This window comes from Brachybacterium sp. B718/18 (assembly GCF_055454375.1).
Genome location: NZ_JBVDDO010000002.1, coordinates 433,112 through 450,077, shown reverse-complemented (window position 1 = coordinate 450,077; position 16,966 = coordinate 433,112). Strand labels below are relative to the sequence as shown.

Genomic DNA, 16,966 nt, shown 5'->3' with positions numbered 1-16,966 from the left:
GGTCTCCTCGGTGGGGAAGGGGGTTCAGGGGTGCGTGACGCGCAGGCCGACGAGCGCGGCCCGGCCCGTGAGGCGCACGCGCACGCGGCCGGTGGGGCGGTCGCCGTCCGCGGGGACGACATGCGGGAAGGGCAGGGGTGAGAGGTCCGGCACGGCCGACGCAGCAGACGGGGTGGTCGGGTCGACGAGCTCGACTGTGCCCTCGCCGTCGCCCTCGAGCTCACCGGCGAACACGGTCGTGCCCGCGGGGAGCACGAACTCGGCAGTGCCGCCGAGGGCCGGAACGACAGGGCGCAGCACGGTGCCCTCGAGCAGGGTCGCGGCGCTGCGCAGCAGGCCCACGGTCTCCTCGGCGCGGGCAGCCGGGATCAGCGTCGAGGCCTCCGACGTCGGCCCGCCTGTCGGCGACCCGGCCGCGGGCACCGGCTCCGCGCGCACCGCGGCGGGCACGTGCAGCACCTCGGCGGTCTCGGTGCGGGCCGACGAACGGGCCAGGCGCACGGTGACCGGTCCGTCGGGCAGCTCCCAGGCGTCGAGGTCGGGGGCGAACAGGGCGAGCCGCTGCCAGGGGATCTCGACGACGGCCTCCGCCGATCCCACCTCGGGGACGGCCACGCTCGCGAAGCCGATCAGCCGGGTGGTCGGCACGGCGTAGCGCCGCCGCGAGAAGGACTCGGCGGGGACGTCCGCGTACACCTGCACCACCTCGTGGAGCGGTCCGGCGGTGCGCCTCTCGGACGGGGCGGCGACCCGCACCCGGGCGGTGATCCCCGCGGGACCGGTGGCGAGCGAGGCCTCGGGCCAGCTCGTGGGGTCCACGGCGAGTCCGTGTCCGAAGGGGAAGCGCGCGCCCTGGCCGTAGAGGTAGGTCGAGCCGGTGCCGATCACGTCGTAGTCCAGGACCGAGGGCAGCGGGGAGGCGTCCGGCCAGGTCTGGGCGAGGCGGCCGCTGAAGTCACGGGCCCCGGTGAGGAGGTCCGCGAGGGCCTCGCCCTCCGTCTCCCCGGCGTGGGAGGACCACACCACAGCACCGATCCGCTCCTCGAGCCCGCCCAGGTCGTAGGGATAGGAGGAGGTGATCACCAGGACGGTCGCCACCTCGCCCGCGAGATCGGCGAGGGCCTCGGCCGCGACGAGATCGGGGGCCGCGAGCCGCGCATGGGGGCGGTCCTCGGTCTCCCGGCCGTGGACGTGCGGGTCGTTGCCGACCACGAGCACCGCGGCCCGGGCCCCGTCGACGGCCTCCCGGACGGCGGCGCGGCCGTCCTCGAGGACCGTCGGCCGCAGCGGCGCGGCGGAGCCGGGCAGGGAGGTGGTGAGCACGAGGTCGCCGGTGAAGGACTCGATGCCGACCATCCGCCCGCTGCCCAGGTGGCGCAGGGTCCAGTCCCCGCCCTCGTCCACGGTGCGGTGGAAGGTCTCCTGCACGACCCAGCCGCCGATCGCGCTCGAGCGCAGGCCCAGGCGGCCGCGGTCATCGGGGGCGAGGTAGCGGTCGTCGGCCGCGGCGCGCAGGGCGATCACGTCCTCGCCGAGATCGACCACGACCAGGGGCTCCGGGGCGGGGACGGGGGCGGCCGGGTGCGCGGCGGCGCGGTCCGCGCGCAGCGCGCCGTCGGCCGCCCGGTGCAGCGGCTCAGGAGCGGCTCCGCCCGTGGGATCCGCGCCGGGGAGTGCCGGCGCCGCGGGGTCGAGCACCGCGAGGGTCACGGTGTCGCGGCCGGTCGCGCGGCGCACGGACTCCGCGCCGAGCCGCTCCTCGAGCGCCTCCGCGAGCGAGGTGACCTCGTGGAAGTCGCCGCTGTACCAGTCGTGGTGGACCTCCTCCGCCTGCGCGCCGAGGAGGGCGATCGGTCCCTCCGGCAGCGGCAGGGCGCCTTCGTCGCGGCGCGAGAGCAGCACCGCGGCACGGGTCGCGATCTCGCGGGACAGCTCCCGGCGCGCGGCGCGGGTGGCGGGGACCCCGGGGGCGGGCGCGTCGGCCGCCGACGGGTCCTCGCCCATCAGCTCGGCGAGCTCCCCGGTGCGGGCTCGGGCCACGAGCTGGCGCACCACGGCCCGCTCGAGGTGGGACTCCTCGATCAGCCCGCGCTCGAGCGCCTCGGTGAGCGCCGTGACGGTCTCGGTCGAATCGCGGTCGTGGTCCGTGAAGGAGTCCACGCCCGCGCGCAGCATCGCCGCGTACGCCTCGGCGGCCGTGCCCACCACGCGCTGGCTGCGGAAGAGGTTCGAGGGGGCGCCCGCGTCGGTCACCGCGAACAGCAGATCGGGGTCGGGCAGGACCGCGCGCAGCTGGGTCTCGAGCAGCTCCGTGAGATGCGCGGGGCGCCCGTTGACCAGGTTGTAGGCGAGCATCACGGAGCCCGCGACGCCCTCGGCGACGGGGCCGGTGTAGACCGGCAGCTCGTACTCGTGCAGCACGCGGCCGGAGAGGTCGGAGCTGGTCGCGCAGCGATCGGTCTCGTTCGAGTAGGCGAGGAAGTGCTTGAGGGTGGGGACGGTGCGCCAGGTCGCGCCGGGCCCGCGCAGGCCGCGCGAGTAGGCCGTGCCCAGCTCGGCGGTCAGCAGCGGATCCTCCGAGTAGGCCTCCTCGGTGCGGCCCCACAGCGGGTGGCGCAGCAGGTTCACCACGGGTGCCCAGACGGTGAGGGAGACCGACGGGTCGCTCGCGCGCAGCTCGCGGACCTCCTCGGCGACGACGCCCGCGGCGGCGGCCAGCAGCTCCCGGTCCCAGGTCGCGGCGAGGCCGACGGGCTGCGGGAACTGGGTCGCGGCACCGCGCCAGGCGAGCCCGTGCACGCCCTCGGTGCCGGTCACGAAGGGGCCGATGCCGAGGCGCTCCACGCCGGGGGAGTACTGGTGGAGCAGGGAGATCCGCTCCGCCGGGGTCATCGCGGCGGCGAGCTCGCGGGCGCGCTCGAGGCGGCGGGCGTCCGCCGGGTCGATCTCGCGCGGAGCGGGAGCGGCGGGTGCTGCGGAGCCGCGCCCGGCCGTGCCCGTCGTGCCGCGCGCAGGGGCGCCGTGGGCGGCGCCCGAGGCGGAGCGTGCGGGGGTGGCGGTGCGGCGCGTGCGGGAGCGAGGGGTCATGGCGGAGGATCCTTCGGCAGGAGGGGGCGTCCCCGCCACCCTTCCTCGGGCCGCGGGACGACAGACCCCATCGAATCGCTTCGACATCGAGACGTCAAGTCCCTGTCGATCAGGGCGCGTCCCCGCGTACCATCGGCATGTCGTCGCCGATCGGGCGCGCGGCGCGCGACCAAGGAGCCGAAGCATGGCGATCGACCTCGAGAACCGGACCCTCCAGGGCCTGAACGCCTTCGTGGCCTTCGTGGTGCTGAACCTCCTGTACCTGCTGTGCTGCCTCCCGCTGATCACCGCCGGCGCCGCGACCAGCGCGCTGCTCGAGGTCACCCTGCGCTACGCCGACGAGGAGCGCGGCCACCTCCTGCGGGACTTCCTCCGCGCCCTGGTGCGTGACTTCCCCCGGGCCACGGCGGTCCACCTCGCGCTCGGCCTGCCGATGCTCGCGCTGCTCTTCATCGCCCGCTTCTGGCTCACCCTCGGCGGACCGTTGTCCCTGCTCGGAGCCGTGATCGCGCTGCTCGCGGCGCTCTATCTCGCGGGGGCGTGGCTGCAGGCGATGGGCCTCGTGGCCGCCTTCCGGGCGCCGCTGCGGCAGACGCTCCGCAACGCCCTGCTGCTGCCCGGGGCCGAGCCGCTGCGCACCGCGGGGCTCGTGCTGCTGCCCGTCACGCTCGTGGCCCTCGCCCTCGTGGTGCCGGGCGCGGGGTGGGTGGTGGCGACGATCGGGGCGAGCGTCGCGGGCTATCTCGCGGCCCTGATCCTGCGCGGCATCCACCGCCGCCACCCGAGCGCCGTCTGACCCCGGGCCGCCCCCGCGCGGCCTCCCGCGACGCCCCCGAGCCGCTGTCCGTGCGCCCCGCCCCGCGGACCGCCGGTCCGCGCATCGCCCCCGAATCGCGTCCGATTCGTTATCGAAGCGCTTCGGAGAAAGTCTTGACGGGGGAGGGGCCCACACTTAGTGTTCCGAGTTAACAAACCCCCGCGGGAGCGATGACGCCCGCGGCCGACCCACGAGGGAGTGCGGAGTGGACAGCACGAGAGCGCGCTCGCCGCAGAGCGCCCGCAGCGCCGACGGCATCGAGACCGGAGCGCGGCACTGATGGCGGCGCCCGTCGGCATCGGCACGGTCGCCGCGACCGAGGCCGCCCAGGAGGAGTCGCCGCGCGCGAGCCGCCGCGGTCGGCGTGGCCGGACCGCCGGCACGAAGCCGCTGCCCAGCCACCGACGCCAGTCGTTCGGCCTGTTCCTGAGCATCCTGCCGCTGCTGGTGCTGGTGTTCCTGTTCAGCTACCTGCCGCTGTACGGCTGGATCTACTCGCTCTTCGACTACCGCCCCGCGCGGGGCCTGGCCGGCAGCGAGTTCGTGGGGCTGCAGTGGTTCGAGATGCTCGTCGGCTCTCCCACCCAGGTGCAGCAGATCGTGCAGGTCATGCTGAACACGCTGGCCATGAGCTTCCTCGGGATCGCCGCCTCGGTGCTGCCGCTGGCCTTCGCCGTGTTCCTCAACGAGATCCGGGCGACCTGGTTCAAGAACCTCGTCCAGACCATCACCACGCTGCCCAACTTCATCTCCTGGGTGCTCGTGTACATGATCGCCTTCTCGATGTTCTCCACCACCGGCATGGTCAACGGTCTGCTCGAGAACATCGGCCTGATCACCGAGCCGATCAAGTTCCTCGACAGCGACGAGCACGTGTGGCTGAAGATGGCCGCCTGGGGCATCTGGAAGACCGTGGGCTGGGGCGCGATCCTCTACCTCGCCGCGATCGCCGGCATCGACCAGTCGCTCTACGAGTCCGCGCGGGTCGACGGCGCGGGCCGCTTCCAGACCATGTGGCACATCACCGTGCCGCAGCTGATGCCCACCTTCTTCGTGCTGCTGATGCTCTCCATCGCGAACATCCTCAACAACGGCATGGAGCAGTACTACGTGTTCCAGAACGCCTTCAACCGCGAACAGATCCAGGTGCTGGACCTGTACGTCTACAACATCGGGATGACGGGCAACAACCTGTCGCTGGCCACCGCGATCGGGATGCTCAAGAGCCTCATCTCCGTCGCCCTGCTGCTGTCCGTCAACGCGCTGTCCAAGCGCGTGCGCGGCACCTCGCTGATCTGAGGGGACCGAGATGACCACCACCGAGCTCACCAGCCCCGGCGCCCCGACCCCGTCCGGCGCGTCCCGCCCGGCGCCCGCCCGTCGGCGCGGATCCCTGGACCGCCACCGCGGCCACCTGCCCTTCACGATCGTGAACTGCGCGGTCTTCGCGCTGCTCGCCTTCGTGTGCGGCTACCCCTTCTACTACCTGATCATCAACTCGGTCAGCGCCAACGACGTCTCCGCCCTCGGCGACATCCGCTTCCTGCCCCAGGGCATGCACCTGGACAACTACCGGCAGGTCTTCCAGCTCGACGGCCTCCCGCAGGCGGCGCTGGTCTCCTTCGCCCGCACCGTCATCGGCACCGCCGCGACCGTGCTCGCCTCCGCCTACCTCGGGTTCATGTTCACCCAGCCCCGGCTGTGGAAGCGCGCCTTCTGGTACCGCGCCGTCGTCATCACCATGTACTTCAACGCGGGCCTGATCCCCGTCTTCATCATCATGAAGTCGCTGGGCCTGACGAACAGCTTCTGGGTGTACGTGCTGCCGCTCATCGTGCAGCCCTTCAACATCATCCTGGTGAAGACCTTCGTGGAGTCCATGCCGCAGGAGCTGCAGGAGGCCGCGGAGATGGACGGCGCCGGGATCCTGCAGGTCTTCTTCCGGATCTACCTGCCCAACATGACCCCGATCCTCGCGACCGTCGCGATCTTCTCCGCGGTCACGCAGTGGAACAGCTTCCAGGACACGCTGATCTACGTCACGGATCAGAGCCTCTACACCCTGCAGTTCCTGCTCTACATGTACATCAACCAGGCCGACAGCCTGGCGCAGGCCGCCCAGCAGTCCGGCGGCAACCTCTCCGCCATCGCGGGCGCCGCCACGCAGCAGACCGCGACCTCGATCCGCACCACCGTCGCCGTCGTGGTGGTGCTGCCGATCCTCTTCATCTACCCGCTGTTCCAGCGGTACTTCGTCAAGGGCATCATGCTCGGCGCGGTCAAGGGCTGACCTCGCCGGGCGGTGCTCGCCCACCCACCCTGCATGGCCCCCTGAAAGGAAGAACGATGACCAGTTCCCCCACCCTCCGGCGCCGTCCCTCCCGCCGCACCGTCCTCGGCGGCGGGCTCAGCCTCACCCTCGCGGGCCTCGGCCTCGCGGCCTGCTCGGGCGGCGGCGACGCCGTCGTCGCCGAGGGCCCGTTCCCCGAGTCCTGGGACGAGGAGCTCAGTTTCGACGTCTTCGACGGGCTCGCCAACCAGATGGGCAACCAGCCCGGCTGGTTCGGGCACCTCGTCAAGGAGGAGTTCGCGCTCACCCTCAACGTCATCGCGCCCAACGTGGCCGGCGGCGGCGACACCCTCTACAACACCCGCGTCGCGGCCGGCGACCTCGGCGACGTCATCGTCACCGACGTGGGCCAGAAGCTCAACGAGCTGATCGACGGCGGGCTCGTCGCCGACCTCACCCCGTACTACGAGAACATGACCAACGCCGCCCGCTTCGACGCCGCGGTGCAGAAGGCCAGCGAGGGCGCGGACGGCATCTACGCGATCCCCACCCAGGTCTCCTCGATCAAGCCCACCGAGCCCAGCGAGGGCATCGACCCCACCTTCGGGCCGTTCGTGCGCTGGGACCTCTACAAGGAGGTCGGCTACCCCGAGATCGGCACCCTCGAGGACCTGCTGCCGGTGCTCAAGTCCATGCAGGACGCGCTGCCCACCGCGGACAACGGCAAGAAGACCTACGCCCTGTCGCTGTTCGCCGACTGGGACGGCAACTACATGAACAACGCCAAGCAGCCCTGCTGCTACTACGGCTACGACGAGGTGGGCTTCGTGCTCGCCAAGGCCGACGGCAGCGACTTCCAGTCGATCCTCGACCCGGACTCGCTGTACATCCGCGTGCTGAAGTGGTTCTTCGACGCGAACCAGCTGGGGATCATGGACCCCGAGTCCACCACCCAGAACTACGACACCCTGTTCTCGAAGATCCAGGCCGGCCAGGTGCTGTTCTCCTTCTGGCCCTGGCAGGGGCAGGCCGCGTACAACACCGAGGACAACATGGCCGCGGGCAAGGGCTTCATGATCGCCCCCCTCGCGGACCAGAAGATCTTCTCCTACGGCGCCTCCGTCTACGGCGCCCAGCAGGTGTTCGCCGTGGGCGCCGACGCCGAGGACCCGCAGCGTGCCGCCGCCTTCATCGACTGGCTGTACTCGCCCGCCGGCGTGTACGCCAACTCGAGCCAGACCATGGGTGCGGCAGGTCCGCAGGGCCTCACCTGGGAGCTCAACGCCGACGGCAAGCCCGAGCTGACCGACTTCGGCCGGCAGGCGCTGCTGGGTGCCGGCGCGGAGGTCCCCACGGAGTGGGGCGGCGGCGACTACATCGACGGCTCCTCCTGGCTGAACGTCACCACCGTGCTGGGCAACGACATCGACCCCGACACCGGTGCTCCCTACAACTACAAGATGTGGGAGACCTACCAGGAGTCCGTCTCCAACCCGCTGGTCGAGGACTGGGCTGGGCGCATGGGCGGCTTCGCCACCACGATGGAGTACCTCACCGCGAACGACATGGTCGCGGTCGGCACCGGCGCGAGCTATGTCGCGCCGGAGGACTCCTCCGAGGTGGAGACCATCCGCAACCAGGTCAAGGCCGTGATCGTCGAGAACTCCTGGAAGATGGCGTTCGCGAGCGACCAGGCCGAGTTCGACTCGCTCCTGGAGACCATGCGCTCGACCGCCGAGGGTCTCGGCTACCAGACCGTGCTCGACGTGGACATGGCCAACGCCGAGGCGCAGGCCACCCTGCGCGACGAGGTCGCCGCCCAGTTCGGCTGATCCTCCGGCCGACGGGCCGACGTCACCCCGCCACCCGCGTCCTCCTCAGAGGGCGCGGGTGGTGGCGCGTGCGGTGAAGCTCGGGCTGAGCAGTCGCGAGTGCGGGGCGACCTCGGAGGCGCCGAGCAGCTCGAGCACCATGGTCACCGCGGTGCGGCCGATCGCCGGGATCGGGAGGTCCACCGAGGACATCTCCGCCGGTCCCGACTGCGCCACGTCCCGCGGGGCGATCGCCACGAGCTGCAGGTCCTCCGGGACCGAGACCTGCTGCGCGGCGAGCGCGCGGGCCAGGGGAGGCAGCGCCCGCTCGTGGTGCACGATCAGGCCGTCGGCGGGGAGGCCGTCGTCGGCCGCGACTGACCCGCCGTGCCCGGCGAGATGCGCCCGGACGGCCGCCTCGACCTCCTCCGGATCGTGGCCGGTCTCGATGAGCAGCGGCTCGAGGTCCAGCTCCCGGCAGGCCATCTCGTAGCCGAGCCGGGCCCGGCGCGCATAGGTGGGCACCGGGCCGTCGGGCCGCAGCGGCGGCACCATCAGGGCGACCCGCCGGGACCCGCGCCGAGCCAGCTCCCGCACCGCGAGCATCGTGCCGGAGAGGAAGTCGAAGTCCACGCAGGCCAGGCCGCCGGAATCCTGCGGATACCCGATCAGCACCACCGGCCGGGGCAGGCGGGACAGCGCCGGGAGCCGCGGATCCTCCTCGACCAGGTCCATGACGATCAGCGCATCGACCTTGCCCTCCTCGGCGACTTTCATGGTGCGCGCGTGGTCCTCCGCCGCGACCAGCAGGATGTCGTGGTCGTGCGCATGCGCCGCCTCGAGGATCGAGCCGACGAACTCCATGATCACGTGATCGTCGACCCGCTCGTGCCGCGGCACCGCGACCCCGATCAGGGACATGCGCTGGGTCGCGAGCGCCCGGGCCGACGCCGTCGGGTGGTACTCCAGCCGATCGATCGCGGACTGGATCCGCGCGCGGGTCGCATCGGAGATGGGGCGCTTGCCGCTGAGCGCGTAGCTGACGGTGCTCAGCGAGACGCCCGCCTCCCGGGCGATGTCGGTCATCGTGGCCATGGGACTAGTGTGCTCCGGCCAGGGCTCGCAGCTCGTGCGCGCCCAGCTCGACCGCCGTGCCGTCGGCCGGCAGCTCCACCCGGAGCTGTGCCGCGCCGAGGCGGACCGTGTGCTCCCCGGCCGCGCCGGGGCCGAGCGCCGCGAGGCGGAGGGACGTCGGCCGCCCCTGCTCCCACGCGAGGTCCACGACCACGCCGGGCCGGGCGCGCAGGCCCCGCACGGACCCGGTGGCGAGCAGCGGGGCGAGCGCCGGCAGCAGCTCGATCTCCCCGCGATGGGACTGCACCAGGCACTCGGCGACCGCGGCGACGATCCCGAAGTTCGCGTCCATCTGGAACGGCGGGTGCGCGGAGAACAGGTTCGGGTAGAGGCCGCTGCGCTCGCCGTCCGCGGTGCGGGCATCGCGCAGGAACAGCTCGAGCAGGTCCTGGACCTTCTCGGGGCGGTGCAGCCGCGCCCACAGCGCCGTCTTCCAGGCCAGCGACCAGCCGGTCGCCTCGTCGCCGCGCGCCTCGAGGGAGGCGATCGCGGCCGCCTCGGTCTCGGGGGAGAGCCACTCGGTGCCGGGGAAGACGGTCGCGAGGTGGGAGACGTGGCGGTGGGTCGGCTCGGCCTCGTCCAGGGCGTCGTGCCACTCCAGGAGCCGCCCGTCGGCGCCCACCCGCGGGCCCTGCACGCGAGGCAGAGCCGCCCGCGCCCGCTCGAGCAGCGTATCCTCCGCGGCGCCGGTCAGCTCCGCCGCCTCGAGCAGCGCCGAGAGCACCCCGCGCACCAGCCAGCGGTCCATGCCGGAGCCCTCGGTGAGCGCGAGGACCTGGCCGTCCGCGGTGCGCCAGCGATTCTCGGGCGAGGTGGAGGGGAAGGTGACGAGGTGCTCGCCCGCCTGGTCCTCGCGCAGCAGGTCGAGCGCGAAGGCCGCGATCTCCCGCAGGGCGGGCAGGCGGCGGGCCGCGCGGGCGACGGGCTCCTCGCCGGTGAAGCGGGAGAGGTCCTCGAGCTGCAGCTCGAGCCACAGCCCGCCCATCGGCCAGATCGCCCACGACGCGTCGCCGTCGACCGGGTCGGTGAAGCCCCAGGCGTCGGAGTTGTGGTGCAGCACCCAGCCGCCTGAGTCATAGAGCCGCCGCGCCGTCTCGCGGCCGGTCTCGCGGAGCAGCCCCACCCAGGCCTCGAGCGCCGCCGCGGCGTCCGGGACGTGCGCGGTCGCCGCGGGCCAGTGGTTCATCTCCACGTTGATGTTGGTGGTGAAGTTCGAGGACCACGGCGGCCGCGGCAGCTCGTTCCACAGGCCCTGCAGGTTCGCGGGCGGCAGACCGGGCCGCGAGGAGGCGGCGAGCAGGTAGCGACCGTAGGCGAGGACGTCGCCGAGCAGGCCGGTCCGGCCGTCGCGCGGCAGCTCGATGCCCATCTCGTGCGCGCCGGGCAGGGGAGCGGCGGCATGGCGCGCGAGCAGTTCCGCCTCCCCGCGGACGAGAGCCCCCTCGGCCTGCTCCCGCGCCGCGGCGAGGATCTCGGCGGCCGGCCGGTCGGGGCGCCGCCCGAAGCCCGTCCAGCTCGTGACCACGGCGGCGACGAGCACGGCGCGCCTCTCGCCGTCGGCACCGCCCCCGCGCTGCCAGCGCACCGCGACCGCCACGCGCGGGGCGTCCTCGTCCCAGCGCACGGGCGGCCTCCCGGGGGCGTGGCCGGGCGGGGAGTCCGACGGGACGCGGAGCACGAGGTCCAGGCCGTCGGGGAGCTCCTCGCGATGCTCCTCCACCTGCGGGGAGTCGAAGGCGACGCGCAGGGAGGCGCCGTCTGTGAAGGGGACGGCGTGGACGAGCACCTCGTCGGCCGCGGAGACGAACGAGACGTGCTCGCCGGCGGGCGTGCGCACCCGGTGCAGCGCGGCGACGAGATCCAGCTCGCGCGGCCCCGGCAGCGCCCCGGGCACCTCGACGATCAGGTCGCCGACGGGCTGGTAGGCCTGGCTCCAGCTCGCGCCGAGCGCCCCGAGCACCTGTTCCGCCTCGCTCTCGCGACCGGCGCGGAACAGGGTCAGGGCCTCCTGGCGGGCGGCCCGGGCGGTCCCGGCGTCGGTGCGGTGCGCGGCATCCACCCCCGGCATGCCCGACCACAGCGTCGACTCGTTCAGCCCGAAACGGGCGCGGGCCGGATCGCCCCAGGCCATGGCGCCGAGGCGGCCGTTGCCGAGCGGCAGGGCGTCGAGCCAGTCGGCGGCGGGGGTCTCACGGGCAAGGACGGTCATCATCGGGTCCTCTCGATCCAGGTGACGGGGTGGTCGAACACGGGCTGCAGGGCGGCACGGGCGGCGCCGTGGAGGGCCGGGTCCGCGAGATGGTCGGAACGCTCGATCGCGAGCGGCCCCGCCTCGGCGGCGAGGGCGTGCCGCTCCACGGTCTCGCGGACGATCGGGGTGATCTCCTCGGCGATCGGCGCGAGATAGCCGGAGAGCACGACGGTGGACAGGTCCAGCACGTTCAGGGCGTTGGCGATGGCGAGGCCGAGGGAGCGGCCGATCACCCCGATCACCTCGGCGCGGCTCGAGCTGCGGGCGAGCTCCTCGACGAGATCCTCGAGGCGGACGTCTTCGCTGAGCCCGGCCTGGCGCGCGAGCGACAGGTACGAGATGTACGCCTCGAGGCAGCCGCGGCGACCGCAGCGGCACTCGAGCCCGTCGGGCACCACGACCGTGTGCCCGAACTCGCCGGCCCAGCCGTGGACGCCCTCGAGCACGCTCCCCTCGAGCACCACCGCGCCGCCCACGCCGGTCGAGCCGCGCACGTAGAGGAAGGACTCCCCGGGCCGGCGGTCGATCTCGGTGAGGACCGAGAGGCGATTGTCGTTCTGGGCGCCGACGGGCCAGTCCGCGGGCGCCAGCAGCTCCTGCAGTCGGGCGCCGACGGGGACGTCGGCCCAGTCCAGACCGGGTGCGGAGAGGATCCGGCCGTCGTCCGGGGCGATCCGGCCGGGCACCGCGGCGACGACGCCGACGACGGGCAGCTCCGGCACCTCCGCGCGCACCTCGCGGACCAGGCGGGCGGCGAGGGCGAGGGTGTCCTCGGCGGTGCCGTCGGCGATGCGACGGTAGACGGTGCGGCGGGCCAGCTCCTGGCCGGTGAGGTCGATCCCGAGGCAGGAGACGTGATCGGCGGCGATCTCGAGGCCGATCGCGAGCAGCGTCCCGGCGGCGGGGCGCAGCGGCACCATCGGCCGGCCCGCGCCCGCGGAGACAGGAGCGCCCTCCTCGACCAGACCCGCGCCGACCAGCTCCTCGACCAGCTTGGAGACCGTGGGCTTGGTCAGGCGGGTGAGGGCGGCGAGGCCCGCGCGCGAGATGGGGGAGGGGGCGGACTGCAGGGCGGCGAGCACGGCCGAGAGATTGTGCTCGCGCAGATGGGCGGACTGCATGGGGTCCTTCCTCTCGTCGGCGGCGACGGTGCCGGGGTGGTGCTGGTGCGGGAATCGGACTCCGGGTCCGAACGGAGCTCCGGCGGGAGCCGGCGGGAATCGGGGTCGGGCCATCCTCGCCGACCGGCGGATCGGGCGGCGGATCCGACTGATCTCCCGCTTGTGCGGATCAGCCTCCCATGAGTAGATTAGTTACGGAAACTTACTAAGGGAAGACGTTCTCGCGACGACCTCCCCGCCACCCGCCGACGCCGCCGTCGGCCGTTACCCAGGAGCTGCCATGACCGCCCCCGTTCCCACTCGCGACGACAAGTTCTCCTTCGGTCTGTGGACCACCGGTTGGGAGGCCCGCGACCAGTTCGGCCTCGCCACCCGCCCGCCGCTCGAGCTGTCCGCCCACATCCGCAAGCTCGCCGAGCTCGGCGCCTGGGGCTTCACCTTCCACGACAACGACGTGATCCCCTTCGATGCCACCCCCGAGGAGCGCCAGCGGATCATCGACCAGCTCAAGGCCGTCACCGACGAGACCGGCCTCGTGATCGAGATGGTCACCACCGACACCTTCGCCCACCCCGTCTTCAAGGACGGCGCGTTCACCTCCAACGACCGCTCCGTGCGCCGCTTCGGCCTGCGCAAGGTGCTCGCCAACGTGGACCTCGCCGCCGAGCTCGGCGCGACCACCTTCGTCATGTGGGGCGGCCGCGAGGGCGCCGAGTACGACGGCTCCAAGGATCTCCACGCCGCGCTCGAGCGCTACCGCGAGGGCCTCGACACCGTCGCCGGCTACATCAAGGACAAGGGCTACGACCTGCGGATCGGCCTCGAGCCCAAGCCCAACGAGCCCCGCGGCAACATCTTCCTGCCCACCGTCGGCCACGCCCTGGCCTTCATCGAGCAGCTCGAGCACGGCGACATCGTGGGCATCAACCCCGAGACCGGGCACGAGCAGATGGCGACCCTCAACTACACCCACGGCCTCGCGCAGGCGCTGTGGAGCGACAAGCTGTTCCACATCGACCTCAACGGTCAGCACGGCCCGATGTACGACCAGGACCTCGTGTTCGGCCACGGCGACCTGATCAGCGCCTTCTTCACCGTCGACCTGCTCGAGAACGGCTTCCCGTCCAAGCCCGGGGCCTACGAGGGCGCCCGCCACTTCGACTTCAAGCCCTCGCGCACCGAGCACGAGCAGGGCCAGTACGACTCCGCGGCCGCGAACATGGAGATGTATCTGATGCTCAAGGAGCGCGCGGTCGCGTTCCGTCAGGACTCCGAGGTGCAGGAGGCGCTCGCGTACTCCGGCATCGACGAGCTCGCCCAGCCCACCCTCGCCGAGGGCGAGACCCTCGCTGACCTGCTCGCCGACCGCTCCACCTTCGAGGAGTTCGACGCGGACAAGGCCGGGGAGCGCAACTTCGGCTTCGTGCGCCTGCAGCAGCTGGCCATGCAGCACCTGCTGGGCTTCCGCGCCTGAGGTCCGGGGGCGGGTCGGTCGCCCGTCCCGCCCCATCTCGGTCACGGTCCGGCCCGTCGGCCGTCGTCCACGAACGGGCTCTCAGCGGCACGTGGCCTGTTATATGCAGGTCCCGTGCCGCTGACGTCCCTTTCGTGGACAGCACTCCCTGCACCATCCGCCATTCCACCCCCGCCCTCCGAAAGGACCCACGATGGCTCCGCTCGTCCTCGGCATCGACTCCTCCACCCAGTCCACCAAGGCGCTGCTCGTCGACGCCGAGACCGGCCAGGTCCTCGAGGAGCGTCGCGCCGCCCACCCCGATGGCACCGAGGTCGACCCGCGCGCCTGGCTCGCCGCGGTCGACGACGCTGCCGGGCCCCTGCTCGAGCGGGCCGAGGCCATGGCCGTCGGCGGCCAGCAGCACGGCATGGTGCTGCTCGACGACGCCGGTGAGGTGGTGCGCGACGCGCTGCTGTGGAACGACACCCGCTCCGCAGGCGCCGCGACCGCGCTGATCGAGGAGATGGGCGGGGCGGCGGCGAGCGTCGAGGAGATCGGCAGCCTGATGGTCGCCTCCTTCACCGCGAGCAAGCTGCGCTGGGTGCGCGACGCCGAGCCGGAGAATGCCGCCCGCGCCGCGCGCGTGATGCTCCCGCACGACTACGTCTCCCTCCACCTCGCCGAGGCGGGCACCGCGCCGTTCACCGACCGCGGCGATGCCTCCGGCACCGGCTACTACTCCACCCGCGAGGAGGCGTGGGCGCCGGCGCTCGCCGAGGCGGCGCTGGGTCGGGCGGTCGAGCTGCCGCGCCTCCCGTCGGTCCCGCAGGAGATCATGGCGCGCACCGCGGGCGGCGCCGCGATCGCGGCCGGCACCGGCGACAACATGGGCGCGGCGCTGGGCCTCTCCCTCGGCCCCGGCGACGTGTCCGTGTCGATCGGCACGTCCGGGGTGTGCGCGATGGTCAGCGACGCCCGGCCCGGCGACGCGAGCGGCACCGTGACCGGCTTCGCCGACGCCACCGGCCGCTTCCTGCCGATGACTACTACCATCAACGCCTCCCGCATCCTCGAGGCCGGCCGCGCGCTGCTCGGCGTGAGCCACGAGGAGCTGTCGGAGCTCGCCCTCGCCTCGGTGCCCGGTGCGCACGGCGTGACGCTGCTGCCCTATTTCGACGGGGAGCGCACCCCCAACCGGCCGGGCGCCCGCGCGACCCTCACCGGCATGAGCACTTCCACCACCCGCGAGGACGTGGCCCGCGCCTATGTCGAAGGCCTTCTCTGCTCGCTCGCCGACGGCATCGCCGCCCTCGAGGAGCGCACCGGCACCGCCCCGCAGCGCATCACCCTGATCGGCGGTGGCGCCCGGTCGCGGGCCGTGCAGGAGCTGGCGCCCGCGGTCTTCGGCCGCGAGGTCACCATCGCGCCCGACGGGGAGTACGTCGCGCTCGGCGCCGCCCGTCAGGCCGCGTGGGCGCTCGCCGGGACCGACGAGCCGCCGGCCTGGGAGATCAGCGGCTCGCGCACGGTCTCGGCGGAGGCGACCCCCGAGGTGCTCGAGGCCTACCGCGCGCTGAAGGACCGCACGGCCGGCTGGTGAGCGAGCGGCCGCGGGCGGGGGAGCGCCGCCGGTTGGTGAGGCGCCTGGCAGGTGGTGAGTAGCCTGCCGGGTCGAGTGCTGCGTTTGGACCGCCACGACGCCCGTTTGGCGGTCCAGATGCAGCACTCGGTGCGCGAGCGGAGCCCCCGGCCCCGTGCGCCGGTCGACACTGTCGACTCACGAGCCAGATCCGGCGACTTTCTGGCTCGCCAGTCGACAGTGTCGACCTGGCAGCAGCGGCGGTGCGGGGGCGATGCTCGATGCGGGCGCGGCCGATAAGGCGAGTGCTGCCTTTGGACCGCTTCGACGCCCGCTTTGCGGTCCATATGCAGCACTCGGCCGACGGTGCCAGCGCGGCTGGTCCGCTGGCCTCGCGAGCCGCCGTCATACCCGCGCGAGGATCGCCTCCGCGAAGACCTCGACCACGTCGGGCACGAGGTGCAGGTTGTACGTCGGTTCGAAGAGCTCAGCCTCCAGCAGCACCCGGCCGTTCTCCGCCGAGTCGACCACGTCGATCCGGCCGTAGAGCGGAGTCTCCAGCCCTGTCGCCGCAGAGACCGCCGCGAGCACCTGCTCGGCGAACGCCGCCTCCGCCTCGCTCACCTCCACGACCTGCGGATCCTCCTGGTACACGCCGCCGCGCAGACCACCGCCGCGGGCGAGCAGGGCGCCCTTGGCGACCGCGTGGGTGAGGCGGCCGTCGATCGTGTACAGAGCCTTCTCGAGGCCTGCGGAGAGCTCGGGAATCTCCGGCTGCAGCATCACCGTGCCGCCGCGCGCCTGGATCCGTCTGCCGAGATCGATCGCCCTGGCGTCGTCGCGCGCGAACAGCCCGGTGTCCTGGGAGCCGGCGCCGACGGCGGGCTTGATGACCACGTGCGCTCCGTCGGCGTGCTCTGCGAGCGCCGCGCGCAGCGACGCCTCGTCCGTGTGCCAGGTGGTCGGCACCACCGCCACCCCGGCGGCCTCGAGTTCGCGCAGGTACCGCTTGTCCATGTTCCAGCGCACCAGCTCGGGCTCGTTGAGGATCCGGGTCCGGGCGCCGGCGCGCGTGAGCCAGGCCGCGAAATCGTCCGCGTGCAGGACGTAGTCCCAGGGGCTGCGGATCACCGCGAGATCGAAGGTCGCCCAGTCCGACGTCTCGTCGCGCCACGACACCGACTCGGCCTCGACGCCTCGCGACCGCAGGGAGGCGACGAGCGGGGCGCAGTCGCGATCCGGATCCGCCGCAGAGTAGAAGTCGGGGTGGGTGATGACGATGGCGATGCGGGGCATGGGCGCGACCCTAGCGGGGCACGGCAGGACTCCGCCCGAGAGTCTTGATCGCCCGCGTGGCCCGCCGACCCGCCCGCCGCGACCCGCCGACCCGTCAGCCCACCAGCCGACCTTCTCGGCCGGG

11 protein-coding genes are annotated in these 16,966 nt (G+C 72.9%); 6 read left to right on the top strand and 5 right to left on the bottom strand.

The features are described 5' to 3' along the window. Positions 1 to 24: 24 nt before the first annotated feature. Positions 25 to 3,087: a glycoside hydrolase family 3 N-terminal domain-containing protein gene (locus ACZCAH_RS05895; RefSeq protein WP_464340189.1), complete on the bottom strand. Its 3,063-nt coding sequence runs from the start codon at positions 3,085 to 3,087 to the stop codon at positions 25 to 27. 184 nt (positions 3,088 to 3,271) lie between these two features. Between ACZCAH_RS05895 and ACZCAH_RS05890 the strand changes: the two genes are divergently transcribed. The 4 genes from ACZCAH_RS05890 (at position 3,272) to ACZCAH_RS05875 (ending at position 8,026) form a co-directional block, all read left to right on the top strand. After that, positions 3,272 to 3,883 (top strand): DUF624 domain-containing protein, encoded by a 612-nt coding sequence (locus ACZCAH_RS05890; protein ID WP_464340188.1) that lies wholly within the window; start codon positions 3,272 to 3,274, stop codon positions 3,881 to 3,883. A 300-nt stretch (positions 3,884 to 4,183) separates the two neighbouring features. Then, a complete protein-coding gene (locus tag ACZCAH_RS05885) occupies positions 4,184 to 5,203 on the top strand; it encodes an ABC transporter permease (RefSeq protein ID WP_464340187.1) in 1,020 nt (339 codons plus the stop codon). 10 nt (positions 5,204 to 5,213) lie between these two features. Next, the gene (locus ACZCAH_RS05880; RefSeq protein WP_464340186.1) at positions 5,214 to 6,194 is read left to right on the top strand and encodes a carbohydrate ABC transporter permease; all 981 of its coding nucleotides are present in this window, start codon (positions 5,214 to 5,216) and stop codon (positions 6,192 to 6,194) included. 56 nt (positions 6,195 to 6,250) lie between these two features. After that, the gene (locus tag ACZCAH_RS05875; protein WP_464340185.1) at positions 6,251 to 8,026 is read left to right on the top strand and encodes a type 2 periplasmic-binding domain-containing protein; all 1,776 of its coding nucleotides are present in this window, start codon (positions 6,251 to 6,253) and stop codon (positions 8,024 to 8,026) included. Positions 8,027 to 8,071: 45 nt separating this feature from the next. Here the strand turns inward: ACZCAH_RS05875 and ACZCAH_RS05870 are convergent, their stop codons facing one another. The 3 genes from ACZCAH_RS05870 to ACZCAH_RS05860 are packed head-to-tail and all read right to left on the bottom strand — an operon-like array spanning position 8,072 to position 12,511. After that, a complete protein-coding gene (locus ACZCAH_RS05870; protein ID WP_464340184.1) occupies positions 8,072 to 9,100 on the bottom strand; it encodes a LacI family DNA-binding transcriptional regulator in 1,029 nt (342 codons plus the stop codon). A 4-nt stretch (positions 9,101 to 9,104) separates the two neighbouring features. Continuing rightward, the gene (locus ACZCAH_RS05865; protein ID WP_464340183.1) at positions 9,105 to 11,348 is read right to left on the bottom strand and encodes a glycosyl hydrolase family 95 catalytic domain-containing protein; all 2,244 of its coding nucleotides are present in this window, start codon (positions 11,346 to 11,348) and stop codon (positions 9,105 to 9,107) included. After that, a complete protein-coding gene (locus ACZCAH_RS05860) occupies positions 11,348 to 12,511 on the bottom strand; it encodes an ROK family transcriptional regulator (RefSeq protein ID WP_464340182.1) in 1,164 nt (387 codons plus the stop codon). Before ACZCAH_RS05860 ends, ACZCAH_RS05865 begins: the two co-directional genes overlap by 1 nt. A gap of 280 nt (positions 12,512 to 12,791) precedes the next feature. Between ACZCAH_RS05860 and xylA the strand changes: the two genes are divergently transcribed. Together xylA and xylB are read left to right on the top strand one after the other, a co-directional pair. Then, complete coding sequence (gene xylA / locus ACZCAH_RS05855) at positions 12,792 to 13,985, top strand: xylose isomerase (protein WP_464340181.1); 1,194 nt, start codon at positions 12,792 to 12,794, stop codon at positions 13,983 to 13,985. Between the two features lie 193 nt (positions 13,986 to 14,178). Then, positions 14,179 to 15,567, top strand: a complete 1,389-nt coding sequence (gene xylB / locus ACZCAH_RS05850; RefSeq protein ID WP_464340180.1) for a xylulokinase — start codon at positions 14,179 to 14,181, stop codon at positions 15,565 to 15,567. 384 nt (positions 15,568 to 15,951) lie between these two features. Here the strand turns inward: xylB and ACZCAH_RS05845 are convergent, their stop codons facing one another. Beyond that, positions 15,952 to 16,842 (bottom strand): ATP-grasp domain-containing protein, encoded by an 891-nt coding sequence (locus tag ACZCAH_RS05845; RefSeq protein WP_464340179.1) that lies wholly within the window; start codon positions 16,840 to 16,842, stop codon positions 15,952 to 15,954. Positions 16,843 to 16,966 lie beyond the last annotated feature (124 nt).

Bases quoted from the DNA above. Each gene is read 5' to 3' on its own strand.
- ACZCAH_RS05890 (WP_464340188.1), top strand. From the start codon at position 3,272: ATGGCGATCGACCTCGAGAACCGGACCCTCCAGGGCCTGAACGCCTTC.
- ACZCAH_RS05895 (WP_464340189.1), bottom strand. From the start codon at position 3,087: ATGACCCCTCGCTCCCGCACGCGCCGCACCGCCACCCCCGCACGCTCC.
- ACZCAH_RS05875 (WP_464340185.1), top strand. From the start codon at position 6,251: ATGACCAGTTCCCCCACCCTCCGGCGCCGTCCCTCCCGCCGCACCGTC.
- ACZCAH_RS05870 (WP_464340184.1), bottom strand. From the start codon at position 9,100: ATGGCCACGATGACCGACATCGCCCGGGAGGCGGGCGTCTCGCTGAGC.
- ACZCAH_RS05880 (WP_464340186.1), top strand. From the start codon at position 5,214: ATGACCACCACCGAGCTCACCAGCCCCGGCGCCCCGACCCCGTCCGGC.
- ACZCAH_RS05865 (WP_464340183.1), bottom strand. From the start codon at position 11,348: ATGACCGTCCTTGCCCGTGAGACCCCCGCCGCCGACTGGCTCGACGCC.
- xylA (WP_464340181.1), top strand. From the start codon at position 12,792: ATGACCGCCCCCGTTCCCACTCGCGACGACAAGTTCTCCTTCGGTCTG.
- ACZCAH_RS05860 (WP_464340182.1), bottom strand. From the start codon at position 12,511: ATGCAGTCCGCCCATCTGCGCGAGCACAATCTCTCGGCCGTGCTCGCC.
- xylB (WP_464340180.1), top strand. From the start codon at position 14,179: ATGGCTCCGCTCGTCCTCGGCATCGACTCCTCCACCCAGTCCACCAAG.
- ACZCAH_RS05845 (WP_464340179.1), bottom strand. From the start codon at position 16,842: ATGCCCCGCATCGCCATCGTCATCACCCACCCCGACTTCTACTCTGCG.
- ACZCAH_RS05885 (WP_464340187.1), top strand. From the start codon at position 4,184: ATGGCGGCGCCCGTCGGCATCGGCACGGTCGCCGCGACCGAGGCCGCC.